The 17,409-nt window shown below is 57.3% G+C and carries 18 protein-coding genes; 11 read left to right on the top strand and 7 right to left on the bottom strand.

From position 1 onward, the window contains the following. Nucleotide 1: 1 nt before the first annotated feature. Nucleotides 2-796: an SDR family NAD(P)-dependent oxidoreductase gene (locus tag ACMWJS_RS16535; RefSeq protein WP_414747330.1), complete on the bottom strand. Its 795-nt coding sequence runs from the start codon at nt 794-796 to the stop codon at nt 2-4. A 32-nt stretch (nt 797-828) separates the two neighbouring features. After that, a complete protein-coding gene (locus ACMWJS_RS16530; RefSeq protein ID WP_414747319.1) occupies nt 829-1,710 on the bottom strand; it encodes a LysR family transcriptional regulator in 882 nt (293 codons plus the stop codon). Nucleotides 1,711-1,809: 99 nt separating this feature from the next. On the opposite strand from ACMWJS_RS16530, the gene ACMWJS_RS16525 reads away from it, so the two are divergent. The 8 genes from ACMWJS_RS16525 to arnF all read left to right on the top strand — a co-directional run bounded on the left by ACMWJS_RS16525 (nt 1,810) and on the right by arnF (nt 10,160). After that, the gene (locus ACMWJS_RS16525) at nt 1,810-2,316 is read left to right on the top strand and encodes a phenolic acid decarboxylase (protein WP_024908855.1); all 507 of its coding nucleotides are present in this window, start codon (nt 1,810-1,812) and stop codon (nt 2,314-2,316) included. A 453-nt stretch (nt 2,317-2,769) separates the two neighbouring features. Further along, the gene (gene arnB, locus ACMWJS_RS16520) at nt 2,770-3,909 is read left to right on the top strand and encodes a UDP-4-amino-4-deoxy-L-arabinose aminotransferase (RefSeq protein ID WP_048027756.1); all 1,140 of its coding nucleotides are present in this window, start codon (nt 2,770-2,772) and stop codon (nt 3,907-3,909) included. A 1-nt stretch (nt 3,910) separates the two neighbouring features. After that, nucleotides 3,911-4,894 (top strand): undecaprenyl-phosphate 4-deoxy-4-formamido-L-arabinose transferase, encoded by a 984-nt coding sequence (gene arnC, locus ACMWJS_RS16515; protein ID WP_048027754.1) that lies wholly within the window; start codon nt 3,911-3,913, stop codon nt 4,892-4,894. Continuing rightward, complete coding sequence (arnA, locus tag ACMWJS_RS16510; protein WP_414747318.1) at nt 4,891-6,873, top strand: bifunctional UDP-4-amino-4-deoxy-L-arabinose formyltransferase/UDP-glucuronic acid oxidase ArnA; 1,983 nt, start codon at nt 4,891-4,893, stop codon at nt 6,871-6,873. The genes arnC and arnA overlap by 4 nt, the downstream gene beginning before the upstream one ends. Continuing rightward, the gene (gene arnD, locus ACMWJS_RS16505) at nt 6,870-7,772 is read left to right on the top strand and encodes a 4-deoxy-4-formamido-L-arabinose-phosphoundecaprenol deformylase (RefSeq protein ID WP_048226324.1); all 903 of its coding nucleotides are present in this window, start codon (nt 6,870-6,872) and stop codon (nt 7,770-7,772) included. The genes arnA and arnD overlap by 4 nt, the downstream gene beginning before the upstream one ends. Beyond that, a complete protein-coding gene (gene arnT, locus ACMWJS_RS16500; RefSeq protein ID WP_069720556.1) occupies nt 7,769-9,424 on the top strand; it encodes a lipid IV(A) 4-amino-4-deoxy-L-arabinosyltransferase in 1,656 nt (551 codons plus the stop codon). The genes arnD and arnT overlap by 4 nt, the downstream gene beginning before the upstream one ends. After that, nucleotides 9,424-9,759 carry a 4-amino-4-deoxy-L-arabinose-phosphoundecaprenol flippase subunit ArnE gene (gene arnE, locus ACMWJS_RS16495; RefSeq protein ID WP_048226328.1) on the top strand — a complete coding sequence of 112 codons (336 nt, stop codon included), beginning with the start codon at nt 9,424-9,426 and terminating at the stop codon, nt 9,757-9,759. The genes arnT and arnE overlap by 1 nt, the downstream gene beginning before the upstream one ends. Next, nucleotides 9,756-10,160, top strand: a complete 405-nt coding sequence (arnF, locus tag ACMWJS_RS16490) for a 4-amino-4-deoxy-L-arabinose-phosphoundecaprenol flippase subunit ArnF (RefSeq protein WP_414747317.1) — start codon at nt 9,756-9,758, stop codon at nt 10,158-10,160. The genes arnE and arnF overlap by 4 nt, the downstream gene beginning before the upstream one ends. Here the strand turns inward: arnF and acpT are convergent. Both acpT and ACMWJS_RS16480 read right to left on the bottom strand, forming a co-directional pair. Beyond that, complete coding sequence (acpT, locus tag ACMWJS_RS16485; RefSeq protein WP_063622753.1) at nt 10,093-10,713, bottom strand: 4'-phosphopantetheinyl transferase AcpT; 621 nt, start codon at nt 10,711-10,713, stop codon at nt 10,093-10,095. The two genes, arnF and acpT, sit on opposite strands and share 68 nt — an antisense overlap. A 104-nt stretch (nt 10,714-10,817) precedes the next feature. Then, nucleotides 10,818-11,867 (bottom strand): AI-2E family transporter, encoded by a 1,050-nt coding sequence (locus tag ACMWJS_RS16480; RefSeq protein ID WP_045909021.1) that lies wholly within the window; start codon nt 11,865-11,867, stop codon nt 10,818-10,820. Nucleotides 11,868-12,012: 145 nt separating this feature from the next. On the opposite strand from ACMWJS_RS16480, the gene ACMWJS_RS16475 reads away from it, so the two are divergent. After that, complete coding sequence (locus ACMWJS_RS16475; protein ID WP_414747316.1) at nt 12,013-13,230, top strand: MFS transporter; 1,218 nt, start codon at nt 12,013-12,015, stop codon at nt 13,228-13,230. 4 nt (nt 13,231-13,234) lie between these two features. Here the strand turns inward: ACMWJS_RS16475 and ACMWJS_RS16470 are convergent, their stop codons facing one another. Both ACMWJS_RS16470 and ACMWJS_RS16465 read right to left on the bottom strand, forming a co-directional pair. Next, nucleotides 13,235-13,792, bottom strand: a complete 558-nt coding sequence (locus ACMWJS_RS16470; protein WP_008503073.1) for a DcrB family lipoprotein — start codon at nt 13,790-13,792, stop codon at nt 13,235-13,237. Nucleotides 13,793-13,864: 72 nt separating this feature from the next. Then, complete coding sequence (locus ACMWJS_RS16465; RefSeq protein WP_008503072.1) at nt 13,865-14,530, bottom strand: 7-cyano-7-deazaguanine/7-aminomethyl-7-deazaguanine transporter; 666 nt, start codon at nt 14,528-14,530, stop codon at nt 13,865-13,867. A gap of 167 nt (nt 14,531-14,697) precedes the next feature. Here ACMWJS_RS16465 and tusA point away from each other — a divergent pair, with 167 nt between their 5' ends. Next, nucleotides 14,698-14,940 carry a sulfurtransferase TusA gene (gene tusA / locus ACMWJS_RS16460; RefSeq protein ID WP_008503071.1) on the top strand — a complete coding sequence of 81 codons (243 nt, stop codon included), beginning with the start codon at nt 14,698-14,700 and terminating at the stop codon, nt 14,938-14,940. 485 nt (nt 14,941-15,425) lie between these two features. Here tusA and yhgN read toward each other — a convergent pair whose 3' ends face one another. Next, on the bottom strand, nt 15,426-16,019 hold the full coding sequence (gene yhgN, locus ACMWJS_RS16455) for an NAAT family transporter YhgN (protein WP_003861574.1): 594 nt from the start codon (nt 16,017-16,019) through the stop codon (nt 15,426-15,428). Between the two features lie 177 nt (nt 16,020-16,196). On the opposite strand from yhgN, the gene asd reads away from it, so the two are divergent. Further along, a complete protein-coding gene (gene asd / locus ACMWJS_RS16450) occupies nt 16,197-17,300 on the top strand; it encodes an aspartate-semialdehyde dehydrogenase (protein WP_024908885.1) in 1,104 nt (367 codons plus the stop codon). Nucleotides 17,301-17,409: the final 109 nt, after the last annotated feature.

The raw sequence follows: 17,409 nt of genomic DNA, 5'->3' as shown, positions 1-17,409 counted from the left end.
CTCAGATGATGTCATCCACGACGCCGCCATCAACGCGCAGTGCCGCGCCCGAGGTGGCGGAAGCCTGGGGCGAACAGACATAAATCACCATATTGGCCACCTCTTCAACCGTGGCCGCGCGCTGGATCACCGAGCTGGGGCGGTTGGCCATCACAAACTCTTTCGCCAGCTGCTCCAACGATTTACCGGTTTTTTCGATTTCATCCTTCATCATCTCTGCGAAACCGTCCGACATCGTTGGCCCCGGCAAGACGCTGTTGACCGTCACGCCGCTTCCCGCCACGAACTTCGCCAGCCCGCGCGCCAGGGAGAGCTGCGCCGTTTTGGTCACCCCGTAGTGGATCATATCCGCCGGGATATTGCAGGCCGACTCGGAGGAGATAAACACCACCCGCCCCCAGCCTTTTTGCACCATGCCTGGCAGCAAGGCGCGGGACAGACGCACGCCGGACATTACGTTGGTCTGCCAGTAACGCTCCCAGGTTTCATCGTCGGTGGAATAGAAATCCTGCGGGCCGTAAATCCCGGCGTTGTTAACCAGAATGTCGACGTTATTCGCCACCTTCAGCAGCGACTCGACCCCTTCCGCCGTGCTGAGATCGGCAATCGCGGCGCGCACCTGGACGCCCGGCACCACCTGCTGCAGCTGCTGAATGCCATTATTCACCGATTCCGTGCTGCGGCCATTGACGATCACCTCGGCACCGCTTTCTGCCAGCCCTCTGGCAATGGCGAACCCGATCCCGCCGGTTGAGGCGGTCACCAGCGCCACTTTCCCCGTAAAGTCGATTTTCATCATCCGCTCCTTATCGTTTTAACGTTCGGACCTTAAAGCGTAGCAGGTGAGGATGACGGCTCCTGGCTAAAAAGGCGCAGCAGCGTCTCCACCTGCTCGTCAAGCGGGGCGAGGGAGCGCTTAACAATCAGGTGAAGCGGCGTCGCTCTGCGTGCACCGTGGCTCAGCGGCAGGCGTTTCAGGATGCCTTGATCCAGCTGAGTCTGGATGCGTTCCTCCGGCAGCCAGCCGTAGCCGACCTGAGAGAGGACGGCCTCAATGGCGGCATCGATGGTGGAGAAGGTCCATGACTCACCGGCCGCGCGCGCGGCGGGCTGGCTGTCCGCAATCTGAATGAGCGGCCACGGGCGTAGCATGTCATCGTTAAGCGGCGCGTCGAGGTCAAAGAGGGGGTGCTGATGGTGGGCCACGGCAACAAAGTCGATATTCATCAGCCATTCGCCGAGCCCGGTCATGTCCTGGCGGCGGGTGAGGACCATCACATCGGCTTCGTCGTTAATGGCGTCGTCCCGGGTGTTTTCCAGCACCTCGGTGAGTCGTACCTGGGTTTGCGGATACTGCTGCTGGAACTGGCGCAGAATGGCAAACAGGCGGCGGCGGGGGAAAATGGAATCCACCACCAGATCCAGCCGCGTGCGCATTCCGTTGCGAAGGGTCGCTGCGCGCGTCTCAACGTACGAAAAGGCTTTCAGCAGCGGTTTAACCTGGTTGAGCAGCAGTTCTCCTGCCGGCGTTAACACCGCCCGTCGTCCTTCCGGCACCAGGAGGGTCACGCCCAGCCGCTCCTGCAGCAGCGACAGGTTATAGCTCACCGAAGACTGGCTGCGGTGCGTTTCTTCCGCCGCTCGGGCAAAGCTGCCCGCCTCGATCACTTTCGCCAGTAAAGACCATTGTTCAAGCGTCGTCTTTTGCATAATTTATCTAAAATTTGGATGAATTTGATTAAAACATAGCGTTATTCATTCATTTTTTGAAGGGGTACGATCGTCTCATCAAAACAAAGGAGACATCTTATGAACACCTTCGACAAACACGACTTAAGCGGCTTCGTTGGCAAACACCTTGTTTATACCTACGACAACGGCTGGAACTACGAGATTTACGTCAAAAATGAGACGACCCTGGATTACCGTATTCACAGCGGTCTGGTGGCAAACCGTTGGGTGAAAGATCAGCAGGCTTACATCGTGCGGGTAGGGGAGAGCATCTATAAAATTTCCTGGACCGAGCCAACCGGTACCGACGTCAGCCTGATTGTGAACCTGGGCGACAAACTGTTCCACGGCACCATCTTCTTCCCGCGCTGGGTCATGAACAACCCGGAAAAAACCGTCTGCTTCCAGAACGATCATATTCCACTGATGAACAGCTACCGTGATGCGGGCCCGGCGTATCCAACGGAAGTGATTGATGAATTTGCCACTATCACCTTTGTACGTGACTGCGGCGCCAATAACGAAAGCGTGATCGCCTGTGCGGCCAGTGAATTGCCGAATGATTTTCCTGCTAATCTTAACTGATCGCGACAGTTGATTCCGAGACAATTCAAATTAATAAAAAGTTCCCGGAGGAGGACGGAATTCCCGCCCAAACCTTCGGGATTTTTATTTTGGTTGAGTATTCATTTACTTTTCCTATAATTTTTAGTGTAAAACAAATGAAATATTATAGTTGCTGCTGTGAGTGGCCCCACAAAAAACAGAAAAAATTGCCGTAAACGCTATCTTACTGTTGTAAAACACTTTCCTGTGCTTTTTTATATGCTGTTCCTCTTCTGCTTCCCCTCTGTCTTAATTTTTTCCTAAGAAAACGACGCTACTTTTGCTTCAGTTGATGGTTTGTTGACATAACTGTTATAGCGACTTAATTTTATTTGGTCTTTATTTAATAACCATCTTGCATGATTCCATTGAGCTGCCCATAACGACAGCGCAGTAAAAGATGACGCCTTTAATACAGCAAGGAAATTAATAATGAGTGATTTTCTGCCTTTTTCGCGACCGTCGATGGGCGCTGAGGAAATTGCGGCGCTTCAGGACGTTTTGATGTCGGGCTGGATCACCACGGGGCCTAAGAATCAGGAACTTGAAGAGGCATTCTGTCAACTTACCGGGAATCAGCATGCGATTGCCGTCTGTTCCGCCACCGCGGGCATGCATGTTACGCTGATGGCGCTGGATATTGGCCCGGGCGATGAAGTCATTACCCCTTCCCAGACCTGGGTGTCCACGCTGAATATGATCGTATTGCTGGGCGCCACGCCAGTCATGATTGATGTGGATAAAGACACATTAATGGTGACGCCAGAAGCCGTTGAAGCTGCCATTACCCCGCGTACCAAAGCCATTATTCCCGTTCACTATGCCGGCGCGCCGTGTGAAATCGACGCTATCCATGCCATTGGTGAACGTCACGGTATTCCGGTGATTGAAGATGCGGCCCATGCCGCCGGAACGTATTACAAAAACCGTCACGTGGGCTGGAAAGGAACGGCAATTTTTTCCTTCCACGCCATTAAAAACATGACCTGCGCAGAAGGCGGCCTGGTGGTCACCGATAACGCGCAGCTGGCACAGCGGATCCGCAGTCTGAAATTCCATGGCCTGGGCGTAGACGCCTATGATCGCCAGACGCATGGCCGCGCGCCGCAGGCGGAAGTGATCGCGCCGGGCTATAAATACAACCTGGCGGACATCAACGCCGCGCTGGCGCTGGTGCAGTTAGGCAAACTGAAAGAGGCCAACAAACGCCGCCAGGAAATCGCTGAACGCTACCTGCGGGAGCTTGCCGATACGCCGTTCCAGCCGCTCACTATTCCGTCATGGCCGCACGTGCACGCCTGGCACCTGTTTATTATTCGCGTTGATGAAGCGCGCTGCGGGATCTCACGCGACAACCTGATGGCGGCGCTGAAAGAGAAAGGCATCGGTACCGGCCTCCATTTCCGCGCGGCCCACACGCAAAAATACTACCGCGAGCGTTTTCCTGATGTATCGCTCCCGAATTCTGAATGGAATAGCGCGCGTATTTGTTCTCTCCCTCTTTTCCCGGACATGACTCATGACGACACAACCCGCGTCATTACCGCACTCCATCAGCTTGCAGGACATTGATATGTTCAGTGCACCGCCTGTACAAAAAGTATCCGTGGTAATCCCGGTTTATAACGAGCAGGAGAGCCTGCCCGAACTGATCCGCCGTACAACGGCCGCCTGTGACACGATGGGCAAGGCCTACGAAATTCTGCTGGTGGATGATGGCAGTAGCGATAATTCCGCGCTGATGCTGACCGAAGCCGCGCAGGTTGAAGGCAGCCACATCGTAGCCGTGCTGCTCAACCGTAACTACGGCCAGCACTCGGCGATTATGGCGGGGTTTAGCCACGTCACGGGCGATCTGATCATCACCCTGGACGCGGACCTGCAAAACCCGCCGGAAGAGATCCCGCGCCTGGTGGCCAAAGCCGACGAAGGCTATGACGTGGTCGGCACGGTCCGTCAGAACCGTCAGGACAGCCTGTTCCGTAAGCTGGCCTCGCGCACCATCAACCGTCTTATCCAGCGCACGACCGGTAAAGCGATGGGCGATTACGGCTGCATGCTGCGCGCCTACCGCCGCCATATCGTCGACGCCATGCTGCATTGCCATGAGCGCAGCACCTTTATTCCCATTCTGGCGAATACCTTTGCCCGTAAGGCAACGGAAATCCCGGTTCTGCACGCCGAGCGCGAGCACGGGGAATCGAAGTACAGCTTTATGCGTCTCATCAACCTGATGTATGACCTCATCACCTGCCTGACCACCACGCCGCTGCGTCTGCTGAGCGTTTTCGGCAGCATTATTGCGCTGGCGGGCTTTGCGATTTCTGTCCTGCTGGTGGTACTGCGCCTGGTCTTTGGCCCGCAGTGGGCGGCGGAAGGGGTCTTTATGCTCTTTGCCGTGCTGTTTATGTTCATCGGCGCCCAGTTTGTCGGGATGGGTCTCCTCGGTGAATACATTGGCCGTATCTATAACGATGTTCGCGCGCGTCCGCGCTACTTTATTCAACGTGTTGTCCGTCAGGAACACAAAGCATCTCAAGAGGAAATTCACCCATGAAAGCTGTTGTATTTGCCTATCACGATATGGGGTGCACGGGCACGCTGGCCCTGCTGGAAGCGGGCTATGACATTGCGGCAATCTTTACCCATCCGGACACGGCTGGAGAAAACAACTTTTTCGGCTCCGTAGCGCGTATCGCCGCCGAGCGCGGTATCCCGGTTTATGCGCCGGACGACGTCAACCACCCGCTGTGGGTGGATCGCATCCGCGCCCTCGCGCCTGACGTGATCTTCTCGTTCTACTATCGCAACCTGCTCTCTGACGAGATCTTAGGCCTGGCCGCGAAAGGTGCCTTTAATCTTCACGGTTCTCTGCTGCCTGCCTACCGTGGCCGCGCCCCGCTGAACTGGGTGCTGGTGAACGGTGAAACGGAAACGGGCGTGACGCTGCACCGCATGGTGCGCCGTGCGGATGCGGGCGCTATCGTGGCACAGCAGAAGGTCGCTATTGATGCGGACGATACCGCGCTTCAGCTGCATCAGAAGCTGAACGCGACGGCACAGACGCTGCTGCGTGATGCCCTTCCTGCCATCCTCAACGGCACCTTCAGCGAGACCGCGCAGGACGAGAGCAAGGCAAGCTGCTTTGGTCGCCGCGCGCCGGAAGATGGTCGTCTGGACTGGAACAAACCGGCCCGCGAGCTGCACAACCTGGTGCGCGCCGTAACCGATCCGTGGCCGGGCGCCTACAGCTTTGCGGGCGTAAGCAAATTCATCGTCTGGAAATCCCGCGTGCGTGACGACATTCCGGCGGCAAAACCGGGCACCGTCGTCTCCGTCTCCCCGCTGATTGTGAGCTGCGGCGAGCAGGCGCTGGAGATCGTTACCGGACAAACCGACAATGGCCTGTACGTTCAGGGCACACAGCTGGCGCAGTCGTTGGGCCTGGTGGCCGGGGCGCTGATCACCAGCGCACCGGTTGTTGCCATCAAACGCCGCACCCGCGTGCTGATCCTCGGCGTGAACGGTTTTATCGGTAACCACCTGACCGAACGTCTGCTTAAGGACGATAACTACGAGATTTACGGTCTGGATATCGGCTCTGATGCCATCAGCCGCTTCCTCGACAACCCGCGCTTCCACTTCGTGGAAGGGGACATTAGCATCCATTCCGAGTGGATTGAATACCACATTAAGAAATGCGACGTGGTGCTGCCGCTGGTCGCTATTGCCACGCCAATCGAGTACACCCGTAACCCGCTGCGCGTGTTTGAGCTGGACTTCGAAGAGAACCTGAAGATCATCCGCGACTGCGTGAAATACGACAAGCGCATCATCTTCCCGTCCACCTCTGAAGTGTACGGCATGTGTACCGATAAGAACTTCGATGAAGACACCTCCAACCTGGTGGTCGGGCCGATCAACAAACAGCGCTGGATTTACTCCGTCTCCAAACAGCTGCTGGACCGCGTGATTTGGGCCTACGGTGAGAAAGAGGGCCTGCGCTTTACCCTGTTCCGTCCGTTCAACTGGATGGGGCCACGTCTGGACAACCTGAACGCGGCGCGTATCGGCAGCTCCCGTGCAATCACCCAGTTGATCCTGAACCTGGTAGAAGGCTCGCCAATTAAGCTTATCGAAGGTGGGAAACAAAAACGCTGCTTTACGGATATCAGCGACGGTATCGAAGCGCTGTTCCGCATCATCGAAAACAAAGATAACCGCTGCAACGGTGAAATCATCAACATCGGTAACCCGGACAACGAAGCGAGCATTCGCGAACTGGCCGAGATGCTGCTGGCCAGCTTTGAGCGTCATCCGCTGCGCGATAGATTCCCGCCGTTTGCCGGTTTCCGCGAAGTGGAAAGCAGCAGCTACTACGGTAAAGGGTATCAGGACGTTGAGCACCGTAAGCCAAGCATTCGCAATGCGAAGCGCTGCCTGAACTGGACGCCGACCGTGAAGATGGAACAGACCATTGATGAAACGCTTGATTTCTTCCTGCGCACCGTGGAGCTGTCGGAACAGGTCTCATGAAAAAAGTCGGTTTACGCATTGATGTCGACACCTTCAGGGGAACGCGTGACGGCGTACCCAAACTGCTGGAACTGCTGAGCAAGCACGGTGTGCGCTCCAGCATTTTCTTTAGCGTGGGGCCTGACAACATGGGACGCCATTTATGGCGTCTGGTTAAACCGGCATTTCTGTACAAAATGCTGCGCTCGCGCGCAGCATCCCTCTACGGCTGGGATATTTTGCTGGCCGGCACCGCCTGGCCCGGCAGACGCATCGGCGCGGGTAATGAAGCGGTTATCCGCGAGGCGGCGCAGCATCATGAGGTGGGTCTGCACGCCTGGGATCACCATGCCTGGCAAGCCTGGGCGGGCGTCTGGGATATCCCGCGCCTGTCCCGTGAGGTCGAGCGTGGGATGCTGGAGCTGGAGGCCATTATCGGTCAGCCCGTGCGCTGCTCCGCCGTGGCGGGATGGCGTGCGGATCAGCGCGTCGTGAAGGCCAAAGAGGCCTTCGCGTTTCGCTACAACAGCGATTGCCGCGGAACCGGGCCCTTTTTGCCGCTGTTAGGCGAAAATCGCTACGGTACGGTGCAAATTCCGGTCACGCTTCCCACCTGGGATGAAGTGGTTGGACGCGAGGTTAAGGCGGATGAGTTCAATCGCTACATTCTGGACCGCATTCATCGTGACGCCGGTACGCCGGTGTATACCATCCATGCCGAAGTGGAAGGGATTGCGTATCAGCATGATTTCGACGAACTGCTGACGATGGCCGCTCAGGAGGGCATCGAATTCTGCCCGTTGAGCGAGCTGCTGCCAGACGACCTCAGCACCCTGCCCGTGGGCAAAGTTGTCCGTAATGAACTGGCTGGCCGGGAAGGTTGGCTTGGTTATCAACAAACCGTGAGTCCGGTCCCATGAAAACAGCCCGTTATGGCTTAGCGCTTCTCGCACTGTTTATCGTTTACTACCTCATTCCGGTCGATATCCGCCTGCTTTGGCAGCCTGATGAAACGCGCTATGCGGAAATCAGCCGCGAAATGCTGGCCTCCGGAGACTGGGTTGTCCCGCATTTTCTGGGGCTGCGTTACTTTGAAAAACCAATTGCTGGCTACTGGGTCAACAGCATCGGGCAGATGCTGTTCGGGCACACGAACCTCGCCGTGCGCGCCGGGTCCATCTTCTCCACCGGTTTAGCCGCACTGCTGGTTATCTGGATGGCCTGGCGTCTCTGGCGGGATAAGCGGACAGCCATTTTCTCCGGCCTGATCTTCCTGACCCTGTTCCTGGTGTATGGCATCGGCACGTATGCGGTGCTGGATCCTATCATCACCCTGTGGCTGGTGGCGGCGATGTGCAGCTTCTGGCTGGCGTCACAGGCCCAAACCGTTGCCGGAAAAGCGGGCGGCTATGTGCTGCTTGGGCTGGCCTGCGGGATGGGGGTGATGACCAAAGGCTTCCTGGCACTGGCGGTACCGGTGATTGGCGTGCTGCCGTGGGTGATCGCCCAGAAGCGCTGGAAAGAGGTGCTGATTTTTGGCTGGCTCGCGATCCTGAGCTGCGTGCTGATTGTTCTGCCATGGGGGCTGGCCATTGCGCAGCGTGAGCCTGACTTCTGGCGTTACTTCTTCTGGGTGGAGCATATTCAGCGTTTCGCCCAGAGCGACGCGCAGCACAAAGCCCCGTTCTGGTACTACATACCGTTCCTGATTGCGGGTAGCCTGCCGTGGCTGGCACTGCTGCCCGGCGCGTTTCGTCTCGGCTGGAATGACCGACAAAACGCGGGCGGCGGGTTCTATCTGCTGGGATGGGTGGTGATGCCGCTGCTGTTCTTCAGCATCGCCAAAGGCAAGCTGCCGACCTACATCCTGCCGTGCTTTGCCCCGCTGGCGATCCTGATGGCGCGCTATGCCTGCCTCGCGGCGGAGAAAGGCGCCAGAGCGTTGCGCATTAACGGCGGGATTAACCTGGCGTTTGGCGTTATCGGCGTGGTGGCGGCGCTGGTGGTCTCCCCGTGGGGACTGTCTAAGCATCCGGTCTGGACCTCGGTCGAACTGTATAAAGTGTTCTGCGCGGTGGTCGCGTTCCTCATCTGGGCCGCGGTAGGCTGGTTTACGTTCAGGCAGAGCCAGCAGCGCTGGTGGCTGGCGGCGTTCTGCCCTGCGGGCCTGGCGCTGCTGATTGGTTTTGCCATTCCTAACCTGGTGGTGGATTCCAAACAGCCGCAGTCGCTGGTCGACACCGTGCGCGAGCCGCTTCAGGACAGCCGTTACGTGCTGGCCAATAACGTGGGCGTGGCCGCTGGCCTGGCGTGGGAGCTGAAGCGCAATGATATCACGCTGTATGGTCAGAGTGGCGAACTGCGCTACGGGCTGGATTATCCTGATGTGAAAGATCGTTTTGTCGGTAAAGATGACTTCGCGCAGTGGCTGGCAGAGCACCGTCAGCAGGGACGCGTATCGCTGGTTATCCTGCTGTCAAAACGCGATGACCTTTCGCGGGCTAATCTGCCAGAACCGGACAGCCTGTATATCCAGGGCCGTCTGGCCTACCTGCAGTATCTGCCGAAGTGATGACCTGGATCTGGCTGGTACTGGCAAGCCTGCTCAGCTGTGCAGGACAGCTGTGCCAGAAACAGGCTACCCGTCCGGCGAAAGCCGGGCGGCGTGGCGTGCATATCGCGCTGTGGCTTGGCCTGGCCCTGCTGGCGCTGGGCAGTGGGATGCTGGTCTGGCTGGTGGTGCTGCAGCGCCTGCCTGTCGGCATTGCCTACCCTATGCTGAGCCTCAATTTTGTCTGGGTGACGCTGGCGGCGAAGGTATTCTGGCGTGAAACCGTCGCATCGCATCACTGGCTGGGGGTAGGGTTGATCATCATTGGGATTGTTATCCTGGGAGGAAGCCTGTGAAAGGGGCGTTCTGGGCCTTATGCAGCGTGCTGTTAGTCAGCGCCGCGCAGCTGTTGCTGCGCAGTGCGATGCAGTCACTGCCGCCGGTCAGCGATGTTCTGGCGCTTATTTCCGCGCTGTGGCACTTCTCATCCGGCACGGCGGCGCTGCTGCTGGGGTTGATGGGATATGTGGCCTCGATGGGCTGCTGGTACCTGGCGCTGCATCGCATGGCGCTCAGCAAAGCGTATGCCTTGCTGAGTCTTAGCTATATCCTGGTGTGGGGCGCCGCGATCCTGCTGCCGGGCTGGGAAGAACGTTTCTCCTGGCACGGGCTGGTGGGGGTCGGGTTTATTATTCTGGGTGTGTTGACGATTTTTCGGCCAGCACGTCGTCAGCAGAATGGATCAAGCCGGCCCTGAGCTCAAAGGGCGTCGCGGTACAGACCGCAAGACTCAGCGAGTCTATCCGGCAGTGGCTGACTGAGTGAAATGCGCGGGCGGTACTGTCAATGCTAACCATTTGCCAGGCGTGACCGCCGCTCTGTTTAACGATCGCTTCTTTTCGCGTCCAGATGCGCCAGAATGCCGTAAGCTGGCTCTCTGGCGTTTCCTTTTCCAGCTCTTCATGCTCGGCGCCGCTGAAGACGGCATTGGCGAGCGTGTGCCAGTTATCCTGCGGGCGAATACGTTCCAGTGAACAGCCCACGTTACCTTCGTCACTGATAATTAACGCAATGTCATCATCCGCGTGGCTAAGGCTGAACCACAGCGGATAGTCGCCGGCAAAAAGGGGTTTCCCCTGTTCGTTGTGGATAATCTCCGGCAGTGACTTCGGGGCCAGCAGACGCGAAAGCAACCCGCGACCCGCCAGCCAGCGCGCACGCTGGGCGCCTTCGGGCGCGTGTCGGGAGAGTGCTTCAGCCCAGCGATTGGTGCTCAGCGAGGAGATTTTTCCCAGAAAAACCTGGTACATATAGCGTCTGGCCTTCAGTCAAAACAGAGAGAGTCGCAAAGTTGCGCGGCGAAACCATTACTATAATCTATTGTCCCCGGTAATGGCTAACCAGACGAGAGTGCTTACCCAGGCAACCGGCTTTTTGGCCTCCCCGGCCCGAGCAGGATCGCCAGCTTGCTGCCGCCTTTTGTGGTCTCCATCCAGATCTTACACACGCTGGTCAGAGGGACCGAGAGCAGCATACCGACCGGGCCCAGCAGCCATCCCCAAATCAGTAAGGATAAAAATACGACCAGCGTCGACATGCCCAGCCGGTGCCCCATCATGCGCGGCTCGAGAATATTGCCCAGCACCATATGCACCACGAGGAACAGCGCGCCAACCAGCATGCATTCGTAAAAACCGTTAAACAGAAACGCCTGAATCATCGGCGGTACGGCGGAAAGCACCGCGCCAATATTGGGCACGTAGTTGAGCAGAAAGGCCAGTACGCCCCACATCAGCGCGAACTGCACGTCCATCAGCATCAGCCCCAGCCAGACAATCACCCCGGTCCAGACGCTCAGCAGCGTTTTCAGCGCCAGATATTTTGAGACCCCCTTCAGCGCCCGGTGTAATCCGGCAATGTGAATTTGGGGATTATTCAACGCAAAGCGCAGCTTATAGGGGACGTGGCGGACTTCAAACAGCATAAACACCACCGTCATGACCAGCAGCAGAATGCTGGCCATTGCGCCGGAAAGCCCCGTCATCAGCGTGGTGGCGTAGGTCATGACCTTCTCGGAATCCATCCTGCGCAGCATCCGTTCAGGTGAGATATGCAGATTGAGAAAGGGCACCATCTCCTGCAGCGCCACAATCTTACGCGTCAGCTCTTTGTTGTACTGCGGCAGCATGGTGGAGAATTCACTCAGCGAGGCCGCCAGCACGCCGAAGAGCGCCGTCAGGGCAATCAGCATCACGATGACGACAATGGTGATGGCGACCGGACGGCTGACGCCCCGGCGAAGAAACCAGGTGACCAGAGGATTAAGCACAATGGCAAAAAAGAGCGCCAGCAGGAGCTGGACAATAATGTCAGCGGCAGCATGGATACCCGCAAGGATAACCACCAGACAGGCGAGCTTTAATAAGATGTGGAGTCCTGCTTTGTCGGACGGGTTAGCGATCATGCGTGTTCCTTAAAATGATGACCCGGTAAGTGTAGTGCCCGGGCTTCGCTTCGTCTGGCACCGTTAATCTGAAAGTCGGTGCTGATTTTCTTATTGGGGCGTGGTAATAGTGAAACACTGTTGTAAAAAATCCAGGTAGAACCCCATGCCCGAACCTGCCGCTGAAACGGCACTGAGCGGACTGCGCCTCAATCTGCGCATCGTTTCCGTTGTTATTTTCAACTTTGCCAGCTATCTCACCATCGGCCTGCCGCTGGCGGTCCTGCCGGGCTATGTCCATGACGTGATGGGCTTCAGTGCCTTCTGGGCTGGGCTGGTGATTAGCCTGCAGTATTTCGCGACACTCCTGAGCCGACCGCATGCCGGTCGCTACGCGGACACGTTCGGTCCAAAAAGCATCGTGGTGGTGGGATTGTGCGGCTGCTTCCTCAGTGGCCTGAGCTACCTGCTGGCTGCCTCAGCCAGCCACTGGCCGCTGGTCAGCCTGGCGCTCCTCTGCCTGGGCCGCGTCATCCTCGGCATCGGGCAAAGCCTGGCGGGAACCGGCTCGACGCTGTGGGGCGTGGGGGTTGTCGGTGCGCCGCACATTGGCCGGGTGATCTCCTGGAACGGGATTGTCACCTACGGTGCGATGGCGCTCGGTGCGCCGCTCGGCGTGGCCTGCTATGCGTTTGGCGGGCTGTATGGGCTGGCCGTCACCATCATGGCGGTCGCGCTGCTGGCGATTCTGTTTGCGCTGCCGCGCCCGAAAGTGAAGGCCAGCAAGGGCAAGCCGCTGCCGTTTCGGGCGGTGCTGGGGCGCGTCTGGCCGTACGGCATGGCCCTGGCGCTGGCGACCACCGGCTTCGGTGTGATCGCGACCTTCATTACCCTGTTCTATGACGCCAAAGGCTGGGACGGCGCGGCCTTTGCGTTAACCCTGTTCAGCTGTGCGTTTGTTGGCGCGCGCCTGCTTTTCCCTAACGGCATCAACCGTCTGGGTGGGCTGAACGTGTCGATGATCTGCTTTGCGATAGAAATTGTCGGGCTGCTGCTGACCGGAATAGCGATGGTGCCCTGGGTCGCGAAAGTGGGCGTCTTCCTCGCGGGAGCCGGTTTTTCACTGGTCTTCCCGGCGCTGGGCGTGGTGGCGGTTAAAGCCGTGCCGCCGCAGAATCAGGGCGCCGCGCTGGCGACCTATACGGTGTTTATGGATATGTCGTTAGGCATTACCGGCCCGCTGGCGGGGCTGGTGATGGCCTGGGCAGGCGTGCCGGTGATCTACCTTGCCGCAGCGGGTCTGGTGATCGTGGCCTTGCTTCTGACGTGGCGGCTAAAAAAATGGCCCCCGGTGCAGGCACCGGAGGCCACGTCATCATCGTGAAACGTTACTGGATCACGATGGTGTTAATGATGTTTTCAGCAGCCGTCTGCGCTTTCTGCTGATCTTCCGCTGGCAGGGTGATCTGCAGGGTCAGGAGTTTGTTATCGACCTTGCCCAGCACGACAGAGGAGTAAGCGGTCTGGCCTTTCGCAGAGATGATGCTGTCCAGCTGCTGCAGCTTATGGCCTTTCAACTCGATGGATTTATTGGTCACGACCTGCAGTTGCGGGTCGCGGCCGCGCTGCTGATCTTCAAGACGTTTGGACAGGACGGCCAGATCTTCGCTGGTGTCGTCGCCCACAATCACAATGACCGCTTTCTGCCCGGTTGCGTCGGAGTAAACGTGCATGTTGTTCGCCTGAGTGCCCAGCTTGCCGCTCTGGTCAGTCATATCGGCTGGCAGAGAGAAGCTGAGTTTGCCATCCATCAGATTCACCGGCTGACCGGTCGCATTGCTTTCTGCGGATGCGCCCTGAGCAGGCGTTTTCGTGTCGCTGTTATCACAGGCTGCAAGACCCACAACCAGCAGGCCAATCCCGACATATTTAACCAGATTGCGCATTGACTTCTTCCTTTCGATAAACGGCCATAACGGCTCATTCGTTCATCTTATCACAACTGATAAAGCGAACCCTTAACCTGCCTGCAATGCCGTGATTTCAGATTTATCTGCCAGCCTTTTCAGCAGCATATTCAGCAGCACGCCGTACATGGGCAGGAAGAAGACAATGCTGATGAGCACCTTAAAGCAGTAGTCCACCAGCGCGATTTCCATCCAGTGTTCGGCCATAAACGCATCCGGGCTACGCCAGAAGGCGATGAAGAAGAAGGCCAGCGTATCGCTCACGTTACCGAACAGCGTGGAGGCGGTGGGCGCCATCCACCAGCGATGATTCTGACGCAGGCGGTTAAACACGTGTACGTCCAGAATCTGCCCCAGCGCGTAGGCCATAAAGCTTGCCGCGGCGATACGGGCGACAAACAGGTTGAAGTGGGTTAACGCCTCAAAACCCTGCCAGCTTCCCATATAAAACAGAGACGAAACCCCGTACGAGATGAACAGCGCCGGGAGCATGACCGCAAAAATAATGCGGCGAGCCAGCGGTGCGCCAAAGATACGCACGGTCAGATCGGTGGCGAGGAAAATAAACGGGAAACTGAACGCGCCCCAGGTGGTATGAAAACCAAAGATGGAGATAGGGAGCTGCACCAGATAGTTGCTGGAGGTGATCACCAGCAAATGGAAAAGCGAAAGCCAGAACAACGCTTTTACGCGCTGAGATTCAGAAAACTGCGTCATATTGTGACCTTTTTATACGTTGGGGTGAGGGAACCCAATAAAAACCGCAGCATGATACTGCTTTGGCAGGACATTGCAATGGTTAGTTTTTACGCAATCGTTAACCTGGTTTGCATTGATCGCAACCGGGCGTAAACTACAGCCGTTTTTACCTGACCGAGAAGATCATGACCGACCTGTTTTCCAGCCCAGACCACACCCTTGATGCCCAGGGCCTTCGCTGCCCGGAACCGGTAATGATGGTACGTAAAACCGTGCGCAACATGCAGACCGGTGAAACGCTGCTGATCATCGCCGACGACCCGGCCACGACCCGCGACATTCCCGGTTTTTGTACCTTTATGGAGCATGAGCTGGTGGCACAGCAGACTGAGGCGCTGCCGTACCGGTATTTGATTCGTAAGGGATAGGTAGGCGGCTTCTGCGGCCTGATGCCCTCACCCTGTGGGCCGAGGGTTCCCCACAAAATAATGCCTGCACGGACGACCCCCTCTCCCTTGAGGGAGAGGGCTGGGGTGAGGGGGAACATACGGCTGTGGAGGTCATTCCGTTCACTTTATGTTCCTTGCTACTCTGTAACGACATGACCGTTGAACGTGCCAGGGTGGCTCAGTCGCCACCACCCTGGCGACCCGGGCTCCCGGCGGTAAATCGCCGCTTCGCGGTCCCCTCAGCTTATTCCTTCAGGCTATCGGGTCGGGCATGAGCCTGCATCCCTGCAGGCCACGCCCTCTCGGCGCATCCCTGCGCCTCGCCCCGGCCTTACGGAAACGCTTCGGCGATTTACAGCCGGACCAGGGCGTCGCTGTAAGCCATTAATTTCGAAAAAGAAACGTTAATCGCTTCAGATAAAAAATTACTGGGGATCCTTCAGCCCCCAGGGAGAGGGAGAACGTCATCCCTTCATCCACGCCCGGATCCCGTCCAGAAACATCTGCGTTGCCATCATGACCAGAATCAGCCCCATCAGGCGCTCCAGCGCGTTTACCCCTTTTTCGCCCAGCAGGCGCAGGAACAGGGACGACTGCAGCAGGATAATGAACGTCCCGCCCCAGGCAATCAGCAGGGCAATCACCAGATGGCTCATCTGATTCGGATACTGATGCGACAGCAGCATCAGCGTGGCCAGAATGGTCGGGCCCGCGACGAGGGGGATCGCCAGCGGCACAATAAATGGCTCTTCACCCGCAGGCAGGCCGCTGCTGCTGCCTTCCGCGCTCGGGAAAATCATTTTAATGGCAATCAGGAACAGAATAATCCCGCCGGAAATCGACACGGTTTCGGCACGCAGGTTCAGGAATGCGAGAATTTTTTCACCCGCAAACAGGAAGATAAACATCACCAGCAGGGCGATGAGCAGCTCGCGGATCATGATCGCCCGGCGTCGCTTCGGCTCGGTGTGTTTTAGCACCGACATGAAGATGGGCAGGTTGCCCAGGGGATCCATAATCAGGATCAATAAAACCGCGGCGGAAATGATTTCACTCATGTAAATTATCCCTGAAACTCTCTAAGGTTATTATGATAATTAGCTGTATTTCTGATTGCCGGGCAATCATCGATTAATTTCGCTTGCGACTTTGGCAGCATTTTGTAATGTGAAGCATATCCCAGTTCAATACTGGCTTGCACAATCAGCACACACCCTCAGCAGGAAAAAAATGCTATGAAAAACGTTGGTTTTATCGGCTGGCGCGGTATGGTCGGCTCTGTACTCATGCAACGCATGGTTGAAGAGCGCGATTTCGACGCTATCCGCCCGGTCTTCTTCTCCACTTCTCAGCTCGGCCAGGCTGCTCCGTCCTTTGGTGGTACCACAGGCACGTTGCAGGATGCTTACGATCTGGAAGCGCTGAAGGCGCTCGACATTATTGTGACCTGCCAGGGCGGCGATTATACCAACGAAATCTATCCAAAGCTGCGTGAAAGCGGCTGGCAGGGCTACTGGATTGATGCGGCCTCGTCGCTGCGCATGAAAGACGATGCCATCATCATTCTCGACCCGGTTAACCAGGGCGTGATCACCGATGGCCTGAACAACGGCGTGAAAACTTTTGTTGGCGGTAACTGCACCGTCAGCCTGATGCTGATGTCCCTCGGCGGCCTGTTCGCGCAGGATCTGGTGGAGTGGGTCTCCGTGGCGACCTACCAGGCGGCGTCCGGCGGCGGTGCGCGTCACATGCGCGAGCTGCTGACCCAGATGGGGCAGCTGCACCAGAGCGTTGCGACCGAGCTGGCAAACCCGGCATCCGCTATTCTGGATATCGAGCGTAAAGTGACCCAGCTGACCCGCAGCGGCGAGCTGCCGGTGGATAACTTTGGCGTACCGCTGGCCGGTGGCCTGATCCCGTGGATCGACAAGCAGCTGGATAATGGCCAGACCCGCGAAGAGTGGAAAGGCCAGGCTGAGACCAACAAAATCCTCAATACCGCGAACACCATTCCGGTTGACGGTCTGTGCGTACGTATCGGCGCACTGCGCTGCCACAGCCAGGCCTTCACCATTAAACTGAAAAAAGATGTGTCTATTCCGACCGTGGAAGAGCTGCTGGCCGCGCACAACCCGTGGGCGAAAGTGGTACCAAACGATCGCGATATCACTATGCGCGAGCTGACCCCGGCAGCGGTGACCGGCACGCTGACCACGCCGGTTGGCCGTCTGCGTAAGCTGAACATGGGGCCGGAGTATCTCTCCGCGTTCACCGTCGGTGACCAGCTCCTGTGGGGCGCCGCCGAACCGCTGCGCCGCATGCTGCGCCAGCTGGCGTAATAATTTGTTAAATACCAGGGGTGATTTTCACCCCTTTTTTTTGCGTACTACATGGAGTAACACGCGTATGTCTTATTTTTTATCAGGAGTCATCTAGAGCGTTGGCTAT

This window comes from Enterobacter sp. HK-058-C-ECC (assembly GCF_047531125.1).
GTDB lineage: Bacteria > Pseudomonadota > Gammaproteobacteria > Enterobacterales > Enterobacteriaceae > Enterobacter > Enterobacter quasiroggenkampii.
Note: the sequence above shows the minus strand (reverse complement) of the source record. Positions and strands in the feature narration are given on the sequence as shown.

Excerpts from the sequence above, each read along its gene's own strand:
- arnC (WP_048027754.1), top strand. The coding sequence starts at position 3,911 with ATGTTCAGTGCACCGCCTGTACAAAAAGTATCCGTGGTAATCCCGGTT.
- tusA (WP_008503071.1), top strand. The coding sequence starts at position 14,698 with ATGACCGACCTGTTTTCCAGCCCAGACCACACCCTTGATGCCCAGGGC.
- ACMWJS_RS16535 (WP_414747330.1), bottom strand. The coding sequence starts at position 796 with ATGAAAATCGACTTTACGGGGAAAGTGGCGCTGGTGACCGCCTCAACC.
- ACMWJS_RS16470 (WP_008503073.1), bottom strand. The coding sequence starts at position 13,792 with ATGCGCAATCTGGTTAAATATGTCGGGATTGGCCTGCTGGTTGTGGGT.
- arnD (WP_048226324.1), top strand. The coding sequence starts at position 6,870 with ATGAAAAAAGTCGGTTTACGCATTGATGTCGACACCTTCAGGGGAACG.
- ACMWJS_RS16525 (WP_024908855.1), top strand. The coding sequence starts at position 1,810 with ATGAACACCTTCGACAAACACGACTTAAGCGGCTTCGTTGGCAAACAC.
- arnT (WP_069720556.1), top strand. The coding sequence starts at position 7,769 with ATGAAAACAGCCCGTTATGGCTTAGCGCTTCTCGCACTGTTTATCGTT.
- arnA (WP_414747318.1), top strand. The coding sequence starts at position 4,891 with ATGAAAGCTGTTGTATTTGCCTATCACGATATGGGGTGCACGGGCACG.
- acpT (WP_063622753.1), bottom strand. The coding sequence starts at position 10,713 with ATGTACCAGGTTTTTCTGGGAAAAATCTCCTCGCTGAGCACCAATCGC.
- arnB (WP_048027756.1), top strand. The coding sequence starts at position 2,770 with ATGAGTGATTTTCTGCCTTTTTCGCGACCGTCGATGGGCGCTGAGGAA.
- asd (WP_024908885.1), top strand. The coding sequence starts at position 16,197 with ATGAAAAACGTTGGTTTTATCGGCTGGCGCGGTATGGTCGGCTCTGTA.
- arnE (WP_048226328.1), top strand. The coding sequence starts at position 9,424 with ATGACCTGGATCTGGCTGGTACTGGCAAGCCTGCTCAGCTGTGCAGGA.
- ACMWJS_RS16475 (WP_414747316.1), top strand. The coding sequence starts at position 12,013 with ATGCCCGAACCTGCCGCTGAAACGGCACTGAGCGGACTGCGCCTCAAT.
- ACMWJS_RS16480 (WP_045909021.1), bottom strand. The coding sequence starts at position 11,867 with ATGATCGCTAACCCGTCCGACAAAGCAGGACTCCACATCTTATTAAAG.
- yhgN (WP_003861574.1), bottom strand. The coding sequence starts at position 16,019 with ATGAGTGAAATCATTTCCGCCGCGGTTTTATTGATCCTGATTATGGAT.
- ACMWJS_RS16530 (WP_414747319.1), bottom strand. The coding sequence starts at position 1,710 with ATGCAAAAGACGACGCTTGAACAATGGTCTTTACTGGCGAAAGTGATC.
- ACMWJS_RS16465 (WP_008503072.1), bottom strand. The coding sequence starts at position 14,530 with ATGACGCAGTTTTCTGAATCTCAGCGCGTAAAAGCGTTGTTCTGGCTT.